The organism is Microbulbifer sp. MCCC 1A16149 (assembly GCF_050368945.1).
Taxonomy (GTDB): domain Bacteria; phylum Pseudomonadota; class Gammaproteobacteria; order Pseudomonadales; family Cellvibrionaceae; genus Microbulbifer.
On record NZ_CP185959.1, the window covers coordinates 2211278 to 2230370 of the forward strand.

The window sequence follows — 19093 nt, forward strand, 5'->3', positions numbered from 1 at the left end:
ATCAACCTGCCCGCGAAATCCGGACGAGTAGCTATATATAAAGATGATAGATAGCCCCTCGTCTCGGGCAGCGTATTGAAACAGGAAATTGGCAAAAGAAGTGACGATATGGACACACGCCCACAGATAAAAATTCTGGGTGATTGGCTCGAGCAGCAGATTATTGGCCAGGAGGTTCTGGTCAACCGCATTCTCATAGGTTTGCTGGCCGATGGACACCTTCTGGTGGAGGGGGCGCCGGGCCTGGCAAAGACCAAGGCGATCAAAACCCTCGCCGATGCCATTGAGGGGGATTTCCACCGGGTACAGTTCACTCCCGACCTGTTGCCCGCGGACATTACCGGCACGGATATCTACCGCCCGGAAACCGGCGAATTCCATTTTCAGCCCGGCCCCGTGTTCCACAACCTGATTCTTGCGGATGAGATCAACCGCGCACCGGCCAAGGTGCAATCCGCACTGCTGGAAGCCATGGCCGAGCGCCAGATCAGCGTCGGGCGTAAAACCTACTCGCTGCCGGACCTGTTTCTGGTGATGGCCACCCAAAACCCCATCGAGCAGGAAGGCACCTATCCCCTGCCCGAGGCCCAGCTGGACCGCTTTTTGATGCAGGTGAACCTGCACTATCCGGGTGCCGAGGCAGAGACAAAAATTTTGCAGCTGGCACGTTCCGAAGCCAGCCACGGCGAAAGCCGCCCCGAGTCCATCATCAGCCAGGAAACCATCTTTGCCGCGCGCAAGGAGATTCTGGACATGACCATGGTGGAAGCAGTGGAAGCGTACATCGTGCAACTCGTCATCGCCACCCGCGAACCCCAGCGCTACGATGACGAGCTGGCAGCGTGGCTGGACTTTGGCGCCAGCCCTCGCGCCACCATCGCGCTGGACCGCTGCGCCCGCGCCCATGCCTGGCTCGCCGGGCGGGACTACGTCACACCAGACGACGTCATGGCCATCGCACCGGATGTGCTCCGTCACCGTCTGCTGCTGAGCTTTGAAGCAGAGGCCGCCGGCGCCAGCGCAGACCAGGTCATTCACCGCCTGCTGCAACAGGTCCCGGCCATTTAAGTCAGCGTTACAGATTTTCGAGCAGACGTGCAGAAAGCCATCAATCACAACGACCTGAACATTCGCGGCGCCTATCCTACGGTGGCGCCACTGGTGCGCCTGCGCCACATCGCCCGCCAACTGCGCCTGTTCAAGCCGCGGGTCAATCGCAGCGATCAGGCGGGCAACCTGCTCACCCGCTACCGCGGGCGCGGCATGAACTTCGAAGAAGTCCGCTACTACCAGCCCGGCGACGATGTACGCTCTATCGATTGGCGGGTAACAGCGCGCACCGGCAAGACCCACACCAAGTTGTTCCAGGAGGAGCGGGAACGGCCGGTGGTCATCCTGCTGGATCTGCGCTCGCCCATGTTTTTCGGCAGCCAGAATGCTTTCAAGTCAGTCGCGGCCTGCAGCATCGCCTCCGCACTCTGCTGGTCCGGACTGCAGCACGGAGACCGGATTGGCGCGCTGCTGTTTTCCGATAACGGCGTGGATACGGTGCGACCGCGCCGCAGCCATCACGCGGTACTGGCCGCCATTCACGGCATGGTGGAAACCGCCAACGCACTGCAAAGCCCCATACCGGCCAATGGCAGCCAGCCGTTGAGCGTCCTGCTGGAAGAAGCCCGACGCATTGCCCGCCCGGGGAGCGCACTGTTCCTGGTCAGTGATTGTCACGACCTCGACGAGAGCTGCGAACAGCCGCTGTATCTGCTTACCCGCCATGCGGACCTGCAGGTGCTGCGGATTACCGATCCACTCGAGCAACAGCTGCCGGAGCAGGCGCTGACCATCAGCGATGGCAAGCAGCGCACCTTTCTCGGCAAATCCAGCCGCGGGTTGCGACAACAATTTGCCGACCATCAGCACCAGGTGCGTGAGCAGACCGCGCAGCTCTGTCGTCGCCTGCATCTGCCACTGGTGGATTTTGACAATACCCGTCCGGTGGTACCGGTACTGCTGGGTACATACGGCGAACGGCAGCCGTCTCCAAGCCGGAGGACGGTGTGATGCCGCTGCCCGTGCCACTGGCCCAGGCATCGCCTGCGCCGCAGAACCCGCCACCCGGCAATCCGGTCTCGCCAGAAATGCAGGCGCTACTGAGCCAGCTCAAGGACATCCACGAGCCTGCCGCGATCGGTTGGTGGCCCCTGGCACCGGGCTGGTGGATACTCGCCGGGGTGATCATCGCACTACTCTTTGCTGCCGGTTGGCTGGCACTGCGCCTGCGTGAGAAAAAACGCCGTAATCTCTACCGCGCTGAAGGCGTGCGCTTGCTGCGCTCGGTCGCACTGGATGAACCGCGCGCGGTGGAGGAAATCAATACCCTGCTGAAACGGGTCGCGGTGGTAACCTTTGGCCGAGATAGCTGTGCGCCACTGACGGGGCAGCGCTGGATCGGGTTTCTCGAGTCCGCTGTCGAACAGCAGATGCCAGAGGCCGCACAACGCGCGCTACTGGAAAGCCTTTACAGCGCCTCTGCCGGTTCTCATACGGATCTGCAAGCACTGCGTGACTTCGCCATTCGCTGGGTGCGTGAACACCGACTGCCGCAGGCAGACATTTCCCAGCCCTCTTCCCCCTCTCTCGCGGAGGGCCAGCATGTTTGAGTTTGGCCTGCCCTGGCTATTCATATTGCTGCCGCTTCCGTTGCTGGCGCGAGCAGTTCTCCCCAAGAGTGAGCCACTCAGTAGTGCACTCAAAGTCCCCTACTACCGGGAATTGCGACATAAGGGAGGCAGCGCTGCGGGCAATCGCCTGAACCTATTTATGCTGTGGCTGCTGTGGATGCTGCTGGTAACTGCCGCAGCGCGCCCGCAGTGGTATGGCGAGCCAATTTCGCAAACCAGTAGCGCGCGCGACCTGCTGATCGCGGTGGATATTTCCGGCAGCATGGAAACCCCGGACATGATCCTCAATGGCAACCCCGCCATGCGGATTACCGCGGTGAAAAATGTTGTGGGGGATTTCGTCCTGCGCCGCAAAGGCGATCGCCTGGGGCTGGTACTGTTCGGCACCCGCGCCTACCTGCAGGCCCCACTCACCTTTGACCGGGAGACTGTCGACACACTGCTGGCCGAGGCCCAGATCGGGTTCGCCGGCCAGGGCACCGCGATTGGCGATGCGATCGGCCTGTCCGTAAAACGGCTTACCCAGCGTCCGGCAGATCAGCGTGTGCTGATCCTGCTTACGGATGGTGCCAACACCGCCGGTGAAGTCGCACCACTCAAGGCGGCCGAACTGGCAAAACAAGCGGATGTGAAGGTGTACACCATCGGTGTAGGCGCCGAAGAAATGGTGCAACCGGGACTGCTCGGCTCGCGCTTCGGCGCACGCCGTATCAACCCCTCGCGGGACCTGGACAGCAAAACCCTGAAGGCCATCGCCGATGAAACCGGCGGCCTGTATTTCCGCGCACACAACCCCCAGGAGCTCGCGCGTATCTATGCGGAACTGGATCGACTGGAGCCCGTGGAGCAGGAAGCCGAGACCTATCGCCCGCTCAAGTCGTTATACGTCTGGCCACTGGCTATCTGCCTGCTGCTGTCACTGCTCTGGGCAGCCGTGCCCCTGGTGAGCACGGGGGTAACACAACTGGAACGCCAGCGGCAACGCGGGAAAATGAACGGCACAAACACCAACGGAGGCCAGCAGGTATGAGCTTCCTCGCCGACTTAGACCAGTTTCATTTTCTGCGCCCCGCGCTCTTGTGGCTGATCCTGCCCGCCGCTCTTGCCTGCTGGGCGCTAGCGCGCATGGTTTTCGCCAGCGGCGGCCTGCAAAAACTGATCGACCCGGACTTGCTACCGCACCTGCTGATGCGCGGCGGCGAAAAACGGCCGTGGCTGTTTACCCTGATATTTGCGCTGCTCACCGTCGCCATCGTCGCCCTCGCAGGCCCCACCTGGCGCAAGCTGCCCACCCCAGTGTACAGCAATCAGGATGCCCTGGTGATCCTGCTCGACCTGTCACCCTCGATGATGGCGACAGATCTCTCTCCCAACCGGCTTACCCGTGCACGGCTTAAAATTCTCGATATCCTCCGGCAACGCAAAGACGGCCTCACCGCTCTGGTCGCCTACGCAGGCGAAGCGCATGTGGTCACACCACTGACCGACGACACCGCGACCATCGCCAATCTGGTACCGTCGTTGTCGCCGCGCATCATGCCGGTGCCCGGCAGCAATATCGAAATGGCTGTTCAGCAGGGACTCCGGCTGATCAAGGATGGCGCCAACGGCAAGGGTCGCCTGCTCGCCGTTACCGATGGTATTGCCAAGGCCGCCATCGGCACCATCAAGGAAGAAGTCAACGGCAGCAATACCTCGCTTTCAATCCTCGCCGTTGGCAGCGGGGATGGCAGTCCGATTCCGAAAAATACCGGTAGCGGTTTTATCACCGATGACAGCGGCGCGATCATCATTGCCAATTTCGATCGCCGCGAGCTCTCGCGCCTGGCACAAAGCACCGGCGGCGAATTTTCCCAGATCACCGTGGACGACCGGGATATCGCCCGGGTAGCCCCAAAAGAGACCGCGCCAGACCAGGCAGAACTGACCGAACGCGAGTTCGACCAGTGGTATGAGGAAGGCCCATGGCTGGTGCTGCTACTCCTGCCATTTGCATTACTGCTATTCCGCAGGGGCAGCCTGGCCTGTGCCCTGCCCGTCACATTGACCCTGGCCACTCTGACGTTCAGCAGCCCGAATACTGAGGCTGCAGAACTCAAGGACCTGTGGCAAACCCCGAACCAGCAAGGGCGAGATTTACTGGAGCAGGGAAATCCCAAAAGCGCCGCCGAAGTGTTTGAAAACTCCCAGTGGCGAGGCACCGCCCAGTATCGCGCCGGCGAATACGATTCCGCCGCCAAGAACTTTGCGCAAAGTAACGACCCGCAGGGGTTGTACAATCTCGGTAACAGCCTGACCCAGCAGGGCCGCTTCGATGAGGCCATCAAAGCCTATGATGAAGCCCTGCAGCAAAACCCGGAGCTCGCCGACGCAAAACACAATCGCGACATCGCAAAAAAGCTGAAGGAACTGCAACAAAAGCAGCAACAGAATCAGCAATCCGATCAGCAGCAAAGCCAGAACAGCGACCAACAGCAGCAGGATCAGGACCAGCAGCAAAACCAGCAGAACCAGGACTCTGGCGAACAATCTGAACAACAGCAAAACGCCGATCAGGATTCCGACAGCCAGCAATCGGATCAGCAACAATCCGCCGATCAGCAAAACCAGCAGCAACAGAACAACGAAGATCAGGCCGAGGAAGAACAGCAACAGCAGGCCGAAAGTGAGCAAGGCGAACAGGATGGCGATGAGCAGGAGCAATCCGCTAGCGCCCGCCCGCAGGATCAGGAGAGCCCGCTGGACCCTGAAACCCAGCAGGCTCTGGACCAGTGGCTACGCCAGATTCCAGACGATCCCGCCGGCCTGATGCGTGAAAAATTCAAGTACGAAAGCCTGCAGCGTCGCCGCGCCTACCGCAGCGGCGAATGGCAGCCCCCGGAAAACGGAGCCACCCAGAGATGGTAACCCCAGTGGAAACGTCCTCATTTCCCGCTCGCCAAAACCTACCTGCGGGCGGACCCTTCGCACTCATCATAAAAGCAGTGTGCACCCTAATCCTGCTCGCCCTGTCGGTAACCGCGACAGCCCAGGAGTTAACCGCATCCGTTGACCGCAACGAACTCGCCATCAACGAAACCTTCACCCTTACCCTCCGCTATAGCGGCGGACAGCGCGGTGGGCAGCCAGATTTCAACCTGCTGACACAGGACTTTGAGGTGCTCTCTCGCCAGCAGTCCAACCAGTACCGGGTAATCAACGGGCACGCAGAAAGCTTCGTGGAATGGACCGTAATCCTCGCGCCGCTCAAGGAAGGCAAACTGTTTGTCCCTTCCCTACACCTGCACGGCCAGATATCCGACGCCATCCCCATCACCGTCAACCAGGCCGGCCAGAGCCCCAGCGGCGACAAACGACAGGCTTTCCTGGAAGTAGAACTAGACAAAGACAAAGTCCACGTGCAGGAACAACTACTGGTCAAAGTCCGCCTCTACACCACCGTCGGACTGCACGATATCGCCACCGATCCACTGCAGATCCCCGGCGCGCATGTCGAAAAAGTAGATGAACAGCGCTATGAGCGCCGCATCGACGGCGTTGGACATGCAGTCTACGAACTCACTTACGCGGTATTCCCGGAAAGCTCTGGCGAACTCCAGATCCCCGCACTCAACTACGTCGCTGTCACCGGCCGTCGGGATCCCTTCTCCCTGTTCAACCGCAACGCCCAGCGGATGCGTCTCCGCTCGGAAGCCAAAACCGTACGGGTCGAACCAAAGCCTGACAGCTATAGCGGAAGCCACTGGCTACCTGCCGCGAGTCTGGGCCTGGTACAAAGCTGGAGCAAGGACCCCGAAGAGTTCAAGGTCGGAGAGCCGATAACCCGCATTATTACTCTGCGCGCCGAGGGCCTGCGCGCAGCACAGCTCCCTCCCCTGCCCAGGCTCGATATCGACGGGCTGAAAACCTATCCCGATCAGGCTCAACAGGAAGATCAACCCGGAAGTAACGGCATCAGTGGCAGCAGAATCGAAACCACCGCAATCGTCGCTACAAAACCTGGCAGCTATCAGTTGCCGGCTATTACTATCACGTGGTGGGATACCAAGACCGGGCGACAGCGGGCTACGCAGTTGCCGGCGTTCAGGTTTAATGTGTCTGGAACACCGGTGGTAGATTCAGCAACTCCCGGAACGGCAATCCCCAGTCAATCCACCCCGGTTACCACTAAAGTGGAGCCTGGTTTCTGGCAAAAGGTCGCGATTGCCGCAATTGCCTCACACCTTCTGTGGATACTGTACTTTTTCTATGCAAAAAATTACCAGGGAGCACGCCCCCAACAAAGCGCAAGGAAACAATCCAAGATGCTCGCTGACAACGACAGGCTTCTCGAGATCGTACAAACTGAAAGCCCACAAGCAATTCGATCAGCGCTTCAGCAGTGGATCAGCGATCGCTGGCCCAATGTACAATTGCTCAGCCTCGAAGGAGCCGCTCAGCATTTAGAGATTCATGAACTCAATCAGGCTGTAGAAATTCTGAACGATGCAGTCTTCAAACAACCTCCCAAGCCCCTGAATCGTTCGCAACTGCAGATTTTGGTCGGTAGAATTGCACGGATTGAAGACACTGCAGAACCTCAGCCCGGATCGCTGCCGGGCCTATTTAGCCAATGAATCACAACGAGACAATAGTAGATAATTCTCCACACAGAGTTTTCGTTTCCGTCGTTTCCCACGGCCACGAAAATCACATTATCAACACCCTTGAGCCTCATCGTTGGTTGAACGAAGCTCGCGGTATCATTCCCGCGATACTTTCCAACTTGCCTAGCCCGGAGCTTCGCAAATACTGCGAAAATTATGGAATAACTTATATTGAAAATAGCCAGCCACTGGGCTTCGGCGCCAACAATAATAAGGTCTTCCAAACCCTAAAGCCCAGTTACGGCGTATCTGACAGCGACTTTTTCTTCGTCATCAACCCCGACATACAAACTAGTGGGCGAGATATTGAGACCATTGCGGACCAGATGCATAAGGAGCAGCTTCCAATCGCTGCGCCAAATCTCGTCAGCTCAAATGGCGTACCTGAAGATAACATTCGGACATTTCCGACGCTCCTGGACTGCATTCTACGCTTTACCCTAAAAAGTAAACGTTCATGTATTAAAAAGACAGACACAACCAAAACCCAAAAAGTAGATTGGGCTGCGGGCGCATTTATGGCCTTCCGAGCAAGCTCCTATATGGCTGTAAACGGATTTAATGAAAAATACTTTATGTATTATGAAGATGCGGACATCTGCAGGAGAGCGCTAAAAAATGGGCTTGGGACCTATTACTTGCCGACAATAAGCGCAAAACACCTAGCAGCACGCAACAGTCGGAAAATATTTTCACGACACTTGATATGGCACGTAGAGAGCGCGGTAAGATTTACCTTGGCGCGGTAGTAGGACGACCAAATTAATTACATGAATAAAGAGCTGATCTTACATATTGGCCGTCATAAAACTGGCACCACAGCGATACAACGCTTTCTGGCAGCAAATCGAGGCTGGCTATCTTCACAGGGATACATCTACCCGAAAACCGGAATTCGAGGGTATGGCCACCACGAGATAGCGGAGAACCTTCCAAGGATCAAAGCCGGGATTCTAACAGCCAGAAAACTGAACTTGCTTGTCTCCGAACTAGAGAAGGAAATTGAAACTACCCCGGAGCTAACACCTATTTTGTCTTCTGAGGCATTTCAACAGCGACAACCCTGGATCACGAAGCATTACCTGAAAGACAGAAATGTAAAGGTTACGGTATATCTACGAGACCACCTCTCATACCTGGCGTCCGCATACACTCAGAAGATTCACGCGACGACTTACTCCGGTACGTTAACTGAATTCTTTCTTTACTATTACTCTAGAGTAAACTACGAGAAGTTCATCAGAAGGTGGGAACGAAATTTTCCGAGCCTCCTTGATGTGCGAATTTACGAAAAACAACAACTGGCACAACAAAATATCATTCTGGACTTTCTTGAAAAGTCCTTGGGAATAACCAGCGACATACCGGAAATTTCTAAATCCGAGAGAGATGCAAATCCTTCACTGAATACAAAAATCGTACAGTTCAAAAGGCATATAAACGAAAGTGGAGAAGTTAATCAGTATTCTGGAAAGCAGCTATACAAGGTTTTACCACAACTGAACAAGCACTTCCCGAGTGAAAAAACTCAAGTAACCCCAAGAGTTTTCAACTGGGTACAGCGACTGAATGCCAAACGAGACATGAAGATTGCAAAAAAATACTTCAACAAAAACAGTCTGTTTGATTACAAACCGTATTCGGCTATCGAAGAAAAACCTATAACCAAAAAAGAAATTTCATTAATCAGAGAGAAACTCAACGAACTACTACCTGCATCTTAAGAATTATTGACGTGCACCCTGGCATTAAAACCCATTGGACTGTGGACAACATACGGGATAGTTGACACATAACAATCAAGTTTCAAATCCGTTTTTGAGCTTCTTCGAACACTCTTTACAATTTTGCTCACATGTCGACTATCATCAGCGTCGACGCTTTCAATACCGTAAGAGTAGATCTGCCAGTCATAGTGCTTAACCGCCCCATACCGTGCCAAGTCATCAAGAATCCTTTCTGCCCCGCGCTTTGACACAAGATAACCATCCGCGCCAATTGCACGCACACTTGATGCGATACTGTCATAACGCTCGTTAACATCGATCATCCGAGGTGTATGGCGAGATTCCGACCACCAACCTGGTACAGCTCGATCATTCAGAAAACAGATATCAAACCCTTGCGGCGCAGCCTCCAATAGATCAGAAACACCAAAGCCAAAAGCAGGAAGGCCATCATCTTCAATGATTAACCCGCACTCATGGACAGACTCCACTATTCTCTCCAAGGTGCGCACCTGGGATGACCAACAACCGATCGAATTCGGTGGCAGATCACTTCTAAACAGTGCTGAACGCATCAGTTGTGGTACCGCACTACCGAGCACGCCAGGTTGACGCAGGACGCTACATCCTATTCTCTCGTAAAGGTTTTTGAGGCCTAAAAAGCGATGCTCATCCCGGTCCAGGTTGATACAGTAAATGGGAAAGTCACTGTTTTCTTCGTGGATACCACTATTATTTGCCAGAATGTGAAACTTGTTCGAGATCTCTTCAAAGGTACTCTTCCCTGTATGCTTTTGGATTGTACCAATAATGCCATCCAGATGCCCCCAATCGTGGTATGTCATCAATAAACTGCTTACAACAGAGGCAGACCAACTGCTATTTACCTCGATATCTCTTGCATGGGAAATCGCAGCATCGACATCTCCTCTACGGAACATGACCTGCGATCGATTTAAAGAAACAACTGCCAGGTCGAGCGCGTCATACCGAAACGCTATCGTGTGCGCGGCCTCAATATCCCCTCGGCTGATCAAATAGGCACACACCAAGTTAAACACTTTGCCGAAGGGTTGCCCTCCCTTTTTAAATGCGTGATCACAAACATCCATAAAAAAGCGCAAGCGATCCCGAGGCGCAGTAATCTGACTCGCCACCTCTTCGACAATTGGACGGGGCTGACTAGACAACCAAACTCGGCGACATAGTTCAGTAACCGGATCGTTTTTGAGTAAATCGAAAAACATAGTTTTACCAAGCAAAAAGAGGATGGCGGCACGCATGAAATACTCCGCGTGCCGACTTCGGATACATCACGCAGTCAAGGTTTCCTCATCTGAACGCGCTGCCACAGCATCTTCCCTCTGCTCGTTTGTCCAATAAGAAACACAAGGAATTTTTTCGCGATCACAGCGGGCTTCATACTTCCTGGCAATATCATTAACCTCTGACAATAGCCCACGAGAAAGTAATATTGGCTCTAAGCCCATCTGCAAGAAACAATCATTGGAAACAAACAGATCATTCTCAGGTGCTTCTTTACGGGGATTACTCATATAGTTGACTTCGGCTCCAGAAAGCTCTGCAACCAGGTTGGCGAGATCGCGCACTTTATGAGTTTCGGTCATCTGATTAAAAATCCGTACACGCTCATTGGCGACTGGCTCGTTCTCAACAGCAAGTCGAATACAGCGGACAGTATCTTGAATATGAATAAAGGCCCTGGTCTGACCGCCAGTTCCATGTACAGTAAGCGGGAAACCAATCGCCGCCTGCATGACAAACCTATTCAAGACAGTGCCGTAATCTCCATCGTAATCAAAACGGTTGACTAGCCTCTCATCAAGGTTCGTCTCCGCAGTGTTGGTACCCCAAACAATGCCCTGATGCAGATCAGTAATACGTAGATTGTCGTTTTTGTTGTAATAGGCGAAGAACAACTGATCCTGAGTTTTGGTCATATGATAAATACTGCCAGGATTGACCGGATACAGAATCTCCTGCTCTACCAAGCTCCCGGCGTCGGTCTGAATCCTGACATTCAGGTACCCCTCAGGAATCTTCATACCGGCACTGCCGTACCCATATACACCCATAGTCCCCAAGTGAACGAGATGTATATCTTGGCCGCTTTCCACCATCGCCGCCAAGACATTATGTGTGGCGTTCAGATTATTATTTACTGTGTAAATTTTATGCTTCGCAGACTTCATAGAATACGGCGCAGCACGTTGCTCAGCGAAGTGGATTATTGTGGAAGGTTCAAAATCGAGTATCAGGTCGAGTAATTCCCGGTACTCATGGGCAATATCAATATGCACAAACCGGATAGTTTTACCACTTACTTCGGCCCATGCTGACAACCTAGTCTCGACAGAGGAAATGGGTGTCAGCGACGTGATCCCAAGCTCATTATCAATGTTTCTGCGGGATAAATTATCTACTATTACCACTTCATGGCCATGTTCAGACAGATGAAGTGCCGTCGGCCAGCCGCAAAAACCGTCGCCGCCGAGAACCAATACTTTTTTCATGCCAGACTACCCTGCTTGAAATCGCCCTCACAGAGAACCTCCCTGTGAAACGACCAAAATCAAATTGAAATCAAAACACAGCAATCATATTTACCTTGCGTTACATAAATATGTATAAAGTGTTTCAGTCTGGTGACGGGTCAGGCAGAAGTGAGAACCCCCACTTGGCATGGGGGGGGAAGGAAAATGCTAAATATTCAGTGTAAATATCGACTAAAAACTAAAAGTCACTACGGATAGAAAGTTCAATACTTCCTATTTTCTGAGCGGAGCATCTCGATAGATAGAGTTTTCTTTTTGGAACTTCGACCAGTGCTCACTGGTTCCACGAGTGTTTGGCAAATCCAAATGTATTCCTTGGCGCCTGAAAAACGCGCGCTTGGTAAACACAGAGACTTGATCCGCAAACTGCGGCTTAACTCTGTAATGGCCGTCGATATCCGCCCCCATATCGCAAAGCAGAAAGCGCCACACTGCCGGCCCGGTAGTGTTAAACACGTTATTTGACCTTTTCGGGTCATTCAAATTTGCATAAATCTTATCAACCAACTCGGCGACCAGCGGATGCCTTTGAGGTGCATAAAATATTCCATTCACAATGCGCCTATCGTGCCATTCGCATATATGCAAATTATCCGGCTTACTTTTAATAAACGCGGGAACTGCTTTTACAGCAAACTTGGAGTCAAGATATAACCCACCCAAAACATAAGCCGCGAGAACTCGAAAGATATCTGATTTCATCGCCCAGGGAATACAGTTCTTGTACGCCCTCAGCCAAGAATCGCCAAACTCACGCTTGATAAACTTTTCTGCTCTCTTAGCATCAAATCCAATGAAGTTGAGATCCTTCTTTCCCTTATAAAATTCTCTATATAGATCAACATTTTTTCGAAATAAACCGGTTCGGCAATAGAGATCATGCTGAAAAACAATAACATTCATCTGGGCAAACCATTAAAAAGAGGGCTACAACACCTAGTAGCACTTAGCCGGCAAAGCTAACGCACTTTCCGACTCAGGGCAATCAAGCACAAAACACCGTTTGATCACTTCTTCTTGTACTCGCTCGCCCTGAACAATGGGTCAGGTGTGGGCCAGCTAGAGCCGTACCTGGATATAAGAAACTCTTCAATCTCGGCAGGAGCATCAAACGTATAATCTCCATAAACCCAATTCTGAACCGGGAGAAGCTGCCTTGCCGGAATTCGGGAATATCTTACTTTCGCCATCGGCAAATTTACAGATTCTTCCTGTAAAAAGCCAAAAAACAAATCCACATTGACCGGGTGACAATTCGAGAAAATTTGGAGCAATGGCGTTTTCGAAGAATCATTAGTGCTCGTCTCTTTGACTCTCAAACCTCGCGCACGCAGCGCTTGCTTTAGCCGGCTAATTAACGGCTCTACATTACCCCAGAGATTGGCATCCACGATTGCCAAAAGGTCGATATCATCGTCATGCTCAATAAAATCGCCATCCCGATAAAGCCCGAGCAGAGTCCCGTAGCAAATCATCGAATCAATGATTTCATCATCTTGCTTACATACTTCCAGAACATCAATTATCGTCCCAAACAAGACCGACTTAGGGTAGCTTCTCAAAGAACGGGTGAAGTCATGCGCGCCTACAATTAAAGGAATGCCATCTCGCTTCTGCCCTAAATAGCCAACCAAGTTTTCAAGTTCAGAAACATCATTCGCATCCCATTCGCGAATGGTATGTTTGAAATATCTAAATGCATGCCTGCCTTTATCAGACAGAATTAAAGAAGAAATCAAGCCCCTTCTTAGGGCCGAACTCGGCCTATCTACAATTTGCATCCAAATTGAACAAAGCTTCCAAATCTCTGCAGAGGCACTATGGTAAGAATCAAAATCTGCATGCAAGCTGTTTTCCAAAGCTACAGACGCACGTTCGATCATTTTAGAAATACGTGCTCGTAGAAGATGGTAAGACACCCCAGAATTCAGTGAAAAGCCAATCCAATAAAGGTCCCGCGCTGCCTGTAAACCGAGAATTGACTGTACTACCGACTGATCGACCTCGCCTAATCTCCGATAGAGAAACTTTCGAACCGACGTAAACGATGCGCCATCAAAAACACACCGGCTCGCGGAACGGCTGGACTCTAAAGAAACCTGAATGTTCCTGGACCGTTCCCAGAGTCCATCGCGGCGATTGAGAAGTCGAATCGACTGTACGAAACGCTCATCTTCGAGTACAAACCTGACACTAGGTTGGGATTCTTTTTTAGTAGAAAAAAAGGATGATTTTCCAGACAACCACGCTTCGAGTGAAAAACGGTCCTCATTTCGCATGACTGAGCTAGATGAAAAACTACTGCAAATACCGTCTCTCAACGAAACCCAACTACCATCGATTTGCAAGTCAATTTCTGACAAGTGTAGATGGTTAACATCTTCAAGGGACAACTCTATAGAACCCACAAAGTCATTTACGGGCAACTCAAATGCGAAAATGTCCAATCCGGACACCTCAATCTCCAGCTTCGGAGACATTGAAAAGAAGCTACTCAGCCCCCCCTTCCGTTGTGGTACAGCAAGCTCTCCCAAAATATCGCCTCAACTTTCTTCTATTTCTACTAACTATATGATTCTGAAAAAATTAAAAATTCTACAACCTGGTGGCGAGGGCCATCAGATGATCGCATACGTTTAGCAGCTCCTGCTTCTTGTCCTGCTTTACAGAAGCGACCAGCTCTTTAATTTCTGTTGTCGAGATATCCTGTGTTCTTGGCAAATAAATGACCTCGACAATATCGGAGAGCTCATCGAACTTTCCAACCCAATCATCTCCCATTGCGAATATACTTGCCTCTTCCCGAAGCACGTCTTCACGCTTTTGTTCCCAGTTCGACTCCGGGAAAACACCATCTACATAGCGGCATGATTCGAGAACCTCCTTGCGCTGCTCATAGCTCATGATTGTACGTTTCCCCTTCAGCTCGTTAAACTGATCAGTAGAGCAGCCCACCACTAAACGATCACCAAGCTTGGAAAGCCTCTTTAGAAGCCTTACGTGTCCAACATGAAAGAGATCGAAAGTCCCGTAAGTGATAACGGTCTTGGTCATATCAAATTCTCATTACTAAAACTTAGCGCTTTCCGTGCTCATTTGCGCGGAAGTGTTTGTCAGGAACATTCCATGTGGCACCGTAACGTGCTACCAAAAACGGCTCTATTTGCGCAGGCACGGGATACTCTCGCTCGAAAAACTCCCGCCGCGAAACCGGGAGCATTACATCTTTCGATACACTTGAATATTTAACGTTATTCATAGGCAGAAATATCTCATCCGCCTCCGCATATGCTATGAATATATCAACATGAACCTTGTGCGCCTTTGAGAAAACCTGCACAAAAGGCAAATTTTCCTTGCGATTATTAATGTTAATCTTCGCCCTGAAACCGGCCGAAGTCAGGCGCCCAACAATATCATTAGCCTGATTCATAACTTGAGACCGACCACCATTGGTAATACACAACAGATCGATATCGTCATCATGCGCGATAAAATCGTTATCACGATAGAAGCCAAGTAATGTGCCATAGCACAACATCAGAGAACTGGCTGGACTATTCAGCGCCGAAAAAACCGCATCAATTGTATCTAGCAGAGCGTCTCGCGGGTAGCTCGAAAGAGGACGAGCAAAAGTATGGGCCGCAGGTATCAGCGGATGATTGAACTTTTTCTGCCCAACGACTTCTATATCAGACTCAATTTGAGCTAGCTGCTCTGCAGACAGTGAACGGCTGGCGAGCGTATAGAGCTTGAATCCATCCCGCCGAAAACCGTGACAAACCAACATGTTGATCGAAAATCGAGCCGCATGAAGTCCGAATCCCGAGTCGAAAAAACAAATAATTTGCGCCAAGGAATAAGCCATATCTGAAGCAAAAAATTCAACGGCTTCTTGATCGGCGATGGGAAATTCAAATTGTGCAAAAAACTCATTTAGAGTGGAGCGAATCCCTACAGAGTCTACAGTCCCAGCTTGCACTGACGCCTTGAGCTGACGAATCAAACGGTTCACCGCAGACGGGAAATCTTCATATTCTTGGACGTTTTCTATGATGGCAGCCAACCACTTTATACGTGACTCACCATCGGAGCCGTCGTAAAAGCAGCGCCATTCAGCGCCAGAGCACTCACCAAAAACCCTTAAGCTTCGGGCTCTATGCCACAACCCATCGCGCCTATTGACTACGCGAATAGCCTCAACCCTTACAGGCTTGGGAAAGCGTATAATTACATATGGTTTACTTTCTTTGCGGGTAGAGAAGAAGGCACTTGATCCATTCGCGAGCGAGGTAATCTCAAAAGCTGTATCGTTATTTGCAACGGTACTTTGCTCAAACACTAAACCGTCATATTCCTGTAACGACAACCATTTACCATTAATTCTAAATGAGATGCTTGCCAGATGCAGATAGTTTACGTCGGCCAGATCAAGTTTGAAGGCAGTGAGCAAATTACAAACTGCCACCTCAAAAGGTATTTTGTCGACACCGAATAGCGGAGGGCCGATATAGCCCTCGCCCCACGGGTAGCCACTCGCGGGCTGATGCCGCCTAAATATTGACCGAACTAAATCTAAAACCATAATTCACTTTGCCAAATAGAATAACCCGGCCTTCCGAGCCAGGTTATTGATCGGACTTGATAAGCCCTCAACATGCGATACGAAAGGCATACCGCCGGCTATGTCATGTCAATTGGGTGCGATTTACTAAACACACCTTGAAGCACTAGGCTCTCTTTTTGCTTGCGCTCAACTGATCACAGCGATTGCGAAAGTCTTCCAGATGTACTTCGAACCCTTCGATATCAGAAATTTTCTGAACGAGCCCCTCTTTCGCCATTCGATATAGAGCAAGGTCGAAACTATTGTTTTCAACCAATAGTTCGAACACCTCGTCGCCTAGCTCACGTGCGAGATAATTCATATTTCTCTGTTCTGATCCAACAGACCGGGTGGTATTTTGGCGAACATAGCTCAAATCGATATTCGGAAAATGTTTTCCAAGCTCCTTTTCGAAAACGACTAGTGATCGATCGAAGTCTTCCACCACCCCAACCAAGGAACCATCTCCAAACCTTTCTGCGGCGGCAGAAAAATGCTTCAACCCGACACTTTGAGAATTCCGTAACTTGCACCCATAGGCAAGGTACGCAACTTGATAATCCCGTATGGTTCGCCCGACACTAGGCTCCATACGCCACTTTACATAGTCTTTCAGGTCATACTTTTTTGCAGCCTGAGCACCTGGCGTATCAGATTTCTGCTTTCTCTCGAAGCTATATACCGAAAGAACCCGCAATAAGGGGTGCCGGAGAAAAAAGACAGGTAAAGGCTTAATACCCAGCAACCCCCTGGTATCGCACATATGATGTGAAGAAAGGGCGTTTATTTCGGGGTGATCTGTCAAAAATTCCTGCAGGTAATCACGGCCTCGCTGTCTCATAGGCGCATCGTCACGATGATCACAGAAACCTTCGCCAAAATTGCGCCGCAGCGCCCAATCAAAGGTTGTTCCTGCATTCTTGAAAATATGCCCATGGGTGATCACTAAACGCATAAACCACTATCCACTAATCATTAGTTCGCCAGCCATAATCGCCGGCGTAATATATTCAATAAAACTAGAGCCGCTCCTACACACCCCTCTTACAATAGAGGGCGTGGTGTAACTAGACATCACACGGTAACCGCCTGAAGCTCGCCTCGATCCTCGGCCACCTCTGTCATATTCATGAGCTGCGTGACGACGTCAACGCCTTCGTATAAACGACCACTACGGCAGTGTTTTTCCAGCAGAGTCAGTAACGAGCACATTTGAATGCTAGACATCAGGGTGGATCTATCGAAATCTTCCCGCTCCGAGTCAGCGCAAGGAAGGCTGGCAAGCATGTCTTCCGCAGAGTCAGCTGGCCACATCGAAAACCCTATGGGTTCAATCCTCCATTCACCCAGGCCTAATAGATACTCTTGCTCGCCATCGTTAACGGTAAGCAGCTTCAAGAAGGGATCGGGGGGTAACAGAAGAAGTGGTAAATCCTTAATCCGACTTGAGATCTCCGGTAATCTTTCTTTAAATGAATCGAGAATATCAGTAACTTCATTGTCTGGAATCAGGTAAAGACGTGACAGCAGTGAAGCGGTCATCCGATCTACCAGAATTGGGTGTACTGAGCAGTACTCCTCAATCAGAGCATCATCAAATTGCAATGGCAAAAACTTGCGCCTTATACCCGCAATTACATCTTGATTTTTCGTAAACTCCCAGCTGCTAGACATTTGATGAACCTGAACCTGATATCCATCAACCTCCGTCATTCCGATAAATTTCGGAATAACACCCGCAGCTTCCAACTCCGGATAAACTTCCAGTTCATTCTTTGCAACTCTTGCTTTATTCGGCTCGTATACCTTAAGAACTAAAACCTTATCAGTCGTTGAATCCCCTGCTGGGAAAGCACACTGTACAATGTTCATCCACTGGATAGGTGACACTATCCATTCGCAACTCAGGTCAGACTCGGGCGCGAAACCGACATTTTCCAAAACGCGATTGGCAAATGTCGGCAAAGACGCCTTCGTGACATTGTCGATAAATGCCCGAGAATTCCCGCCTCCCTGTATCAGGGCCGTATGCCCCCGATAAAATAATTTTTGAATTGCCGCTTTCTGTTTATTGAACCACACCAGATTACCGGCCTTTTGGGAAACAGCACCCAGCAAGCGCCTGCTTAGAATTATTGACACAACCCCCTGAAGAAACTCGGGTCGACTTTCCGAGAGGATAAAAGCATAGACGAGGTAACAAAAGCAGGAGATAAATATCAGGTTAGAAATCTTTCCCAGCACATCTGGTGGACGCTTGATAAATGCCGCCCTGAATCCATCAAATATCGAAGCTAGCGAAATAGCTCCGATAATGGCCACGGACAAAGCAAGGAAGAAAAACAGTAAAAAATCTAGATATACAATACCCACAACGATACTTAGTGCCAAAAGCACCAGTGTCCCGGTACGGGTATCTACAATTCCACTATAGACTGACGTCAGGAAACCACTGTCAGCGAACCTACCCTTTTTGTGTAACGCGGAAAACTTATCCGTGTAGTTCCGAGCCGACCGCTTAAGGTACCAATCCAGTATGAGCACACAAATATGAAGGACAACAATAAGGCCAGTGAGAATACCCGCCCACTCTCCGCGAGTAACCCCCGGTATAAAGCGGTCAAACATGACGGGCATCTGCGGAGCTGCCAGGATGAGAACGATCTTAATTGGCAGGATAAAAACAAATAACTCAAGAATACTTTTAGCAAACCCGAACACAACGTCAAAAAAGAACCGTACGGGTGCAACCGCGACAAATTCGCGACAAACCTTTGCTCGATTCTTAAAAAGCGCCACAGTATTGCTGATCATAAAATACCACTTATTTTATTGGTTCCAACAGAACATCAATAAA

16 protein-coding genes are annotated in these 19093 nt (G+C 50.9%); 8 read left to right on the forward strand and 8 right to left on the reverse strand.

Annotated elements, in window-relative coordinates; translation table 11 throughout:
• Positions 1–108: 108 nt before the first annotated feature.
• Genes ACONT6_RS09350 through ACONT6_RS09385 form a run of 8 tightly spaced genes read left to right on the forward strand, consistent with a single transcriptional unit; the run spans position 109 to position 9051 of the window.
• A complete protein-coding gene (locus ACONT6_RS09350) occupies positions 109–1068 on the forward strand; it encodes an AAA family ATPase (protein WP_428821431.1) in 960 nt (319 codons plus the stop codon).
• A gap of 27 nt (positions 1069–1095) precedes the next feature.
• Positions 1096–2061: a DUF58 domain-containing protein gene (locus ACONT6_RS09355; RefSeq protein WP_428821432.1), complete on the forward strand. Its 966-nt coding sequence runs from the start codon at positions 1096–1098 to the stop codon at positions 2059–2061.
• A complete protein-coding gene (locus ACONT6_RS09360; RefSeq protein ID WP_428821499.1) occupies positions 2061–2660 on the forward strand; it encodes a DUF4381 domain-containing protein in 600 nt (199 codons plus the stop codon). Before ACONT6_RS09355 ends, ACONT6_RS09360 begins: the two co-directional genes overlap by 1 nt.
• Positions 2653–3711: a vWA domain-containing protein gene (locus tag ACONT6_RS09365; protein ID WP_181252990.1), complete on the forward strand. Its 1059-nt coding sequence runs from the start codon at positions 2653–2655 to the stop codon at positions 3709–3711. Before ACONT6_RS09360 ends, ACONT6_RS09365 begins: the two co-directional genes overlap by 8 nt.
• Complete coding sequence (locus ACONT6_RS09370; RefSeq protein ID WP_428821433.1) at positions 3708–5588, forward strand: VWA domain-containing protein; 1881 nt, start codon at positions 3708–3710, stop codon at positions 5586–5588. Before ACONT6_RS09365 ends, ACONT6_RS09370 begins: the two co-directional genes overlap by 4 nt.
• Before the next feature lie 5 nt (positions 5589–5593).
• On the forward strand, positions 5594–7297 hold the full coding sequence (locus ACONT6_RS09375) for a BatD family protein (RefSeq protein WP_428821434.1): 1704 nt from the start codon (positions 5594–5596) through the stop codon (positions 7295–7297).
• Positions 7294–8076, forward strand: a complete 783-nt coding sequence (locus ACONT6_RS09380; RefSeq protein WP_428821435.1) for a galactosyltransferase-related protein — start codon at positions 7294–7296, stop codon at positions 8074–8076. Before ACONT6_RS09375 ends, ACONT6_RS09380 begins: the two co-directional genes overlap by 4 nt.
• A gap of 21 nt (positions 8077–8097) precedes the next feature.
• On the forward strand, positions 8098–9051 hold the full coding sequence (locus ACONT6_RS09385) for a hypothetical protein (RefSeq protein WP_428821436.1): 954 nt from the start codon (positions 8098–8100) through the stop codon (positions 9049–9051).
• Here the strand turns inward: ACONT6_RS09385 and ACONT6_RS09390 are convergent.
• From ACONT6_RS09390 to ACONT6_RS09425, 8 genes are all read right to left on the reverse strand, one after another.
• Positions 9048–10337 carry a hypothetical protein gene (locus ACONT6_RS09390; RefSeq protein WP_428821437.1) on the reverse strand — a complete coding sequence of 430 codons (1290 nt, stop codon included), beginning with the start codon at positions 10335–10337 and terminating at the stop codon, positions 9048–9050. The genes ACONT6_RS09385 and ACONT6_RS09390 overlap by 4 nt on opposite strands.
• A 30-nt stretch (positions 10338–10367) precedes the next feature.
• Positions 10368–11588: an NAD-dependent epimerase/dehydratase family protein gene (locus ACONT6_RS09395; protein WP_428821438.1), complete on the reverse strand. Its 1221-nt coding sequence runs from the start codon at positions 11586–11588 to the stop codon at positions 10368–10370.
• 255 nt (positions 11589–11843) lie between these two features.
• Positions 11844–12533: a hypothetical protein gene (locus ACONT6_RS09400; protein ID WP_428821439.1), complete on the reverse strand. Its 690-nt coding sequence runs from the start codon at positions 12531–12533 to the stop codon at positions 11844–11846.
• A gap of 104 nt (positions 12534–12637) precedes the next feature.
• Positions 12638–14164, reverse strand: coding sequence for a LicD family protein (locus ACONT6_RS09405; RefSeq protein ID WP_428821440.1), 1527 nt, complete (start codon positions 14162–14164; stop codon positions 12638–12640).
• A gap of 61 nt (positions 14165–14225) precedes the next feature.
• Positions 14226–14684 (reverse strand): adenylyltransferase/cytidyltransferase family protein, encoded by a 459-nt coding sequence (locus ACONT6_RS09410; protein ID WP_428821441.1) that lies wholly within the window; start codon positions 14682–14684, stop codon positions 14226–14228.
• A gap of 22 nt (positions 14685–14706) precedes the next feature.
• Positions 14707–16215 carry a LicD family protein gene (locus tag ACONT6_RS09415; protein WP_428821442.1) on the reverse strand — a complete coding sequence of 503 codons (1509 nt, stop codon included), beginning with the start codon at positions 16213–16215 and terminating at the stop codon, positions 14707–14709.
• Positions 16216–16360: 145 nt separating this feature from the next.
• A complete protein-coding gene (locus tag ACONT6_RS09420; RefSeq protein WP_428821443.1) occupies positions 16361–17191 on the reverse strand; it encodes a hypothetical protein in 831 nt (276 codons plus the stop codon).
• Positions 17192–17310: 119 nt separating this feature from the next.
• Positions 17311–19050: a hypothetical protein gene (locus ACONT6_RS09425; RefSeq protein ID WP_428821444.1), complete on the reverse strand. Its 1740-nt coding sequence runs from the start codon at positions 19048–19050 to the stop codon at positions 17311–17313.
• Positions 19051–19093: the final 43 nt, after the last annotated feature.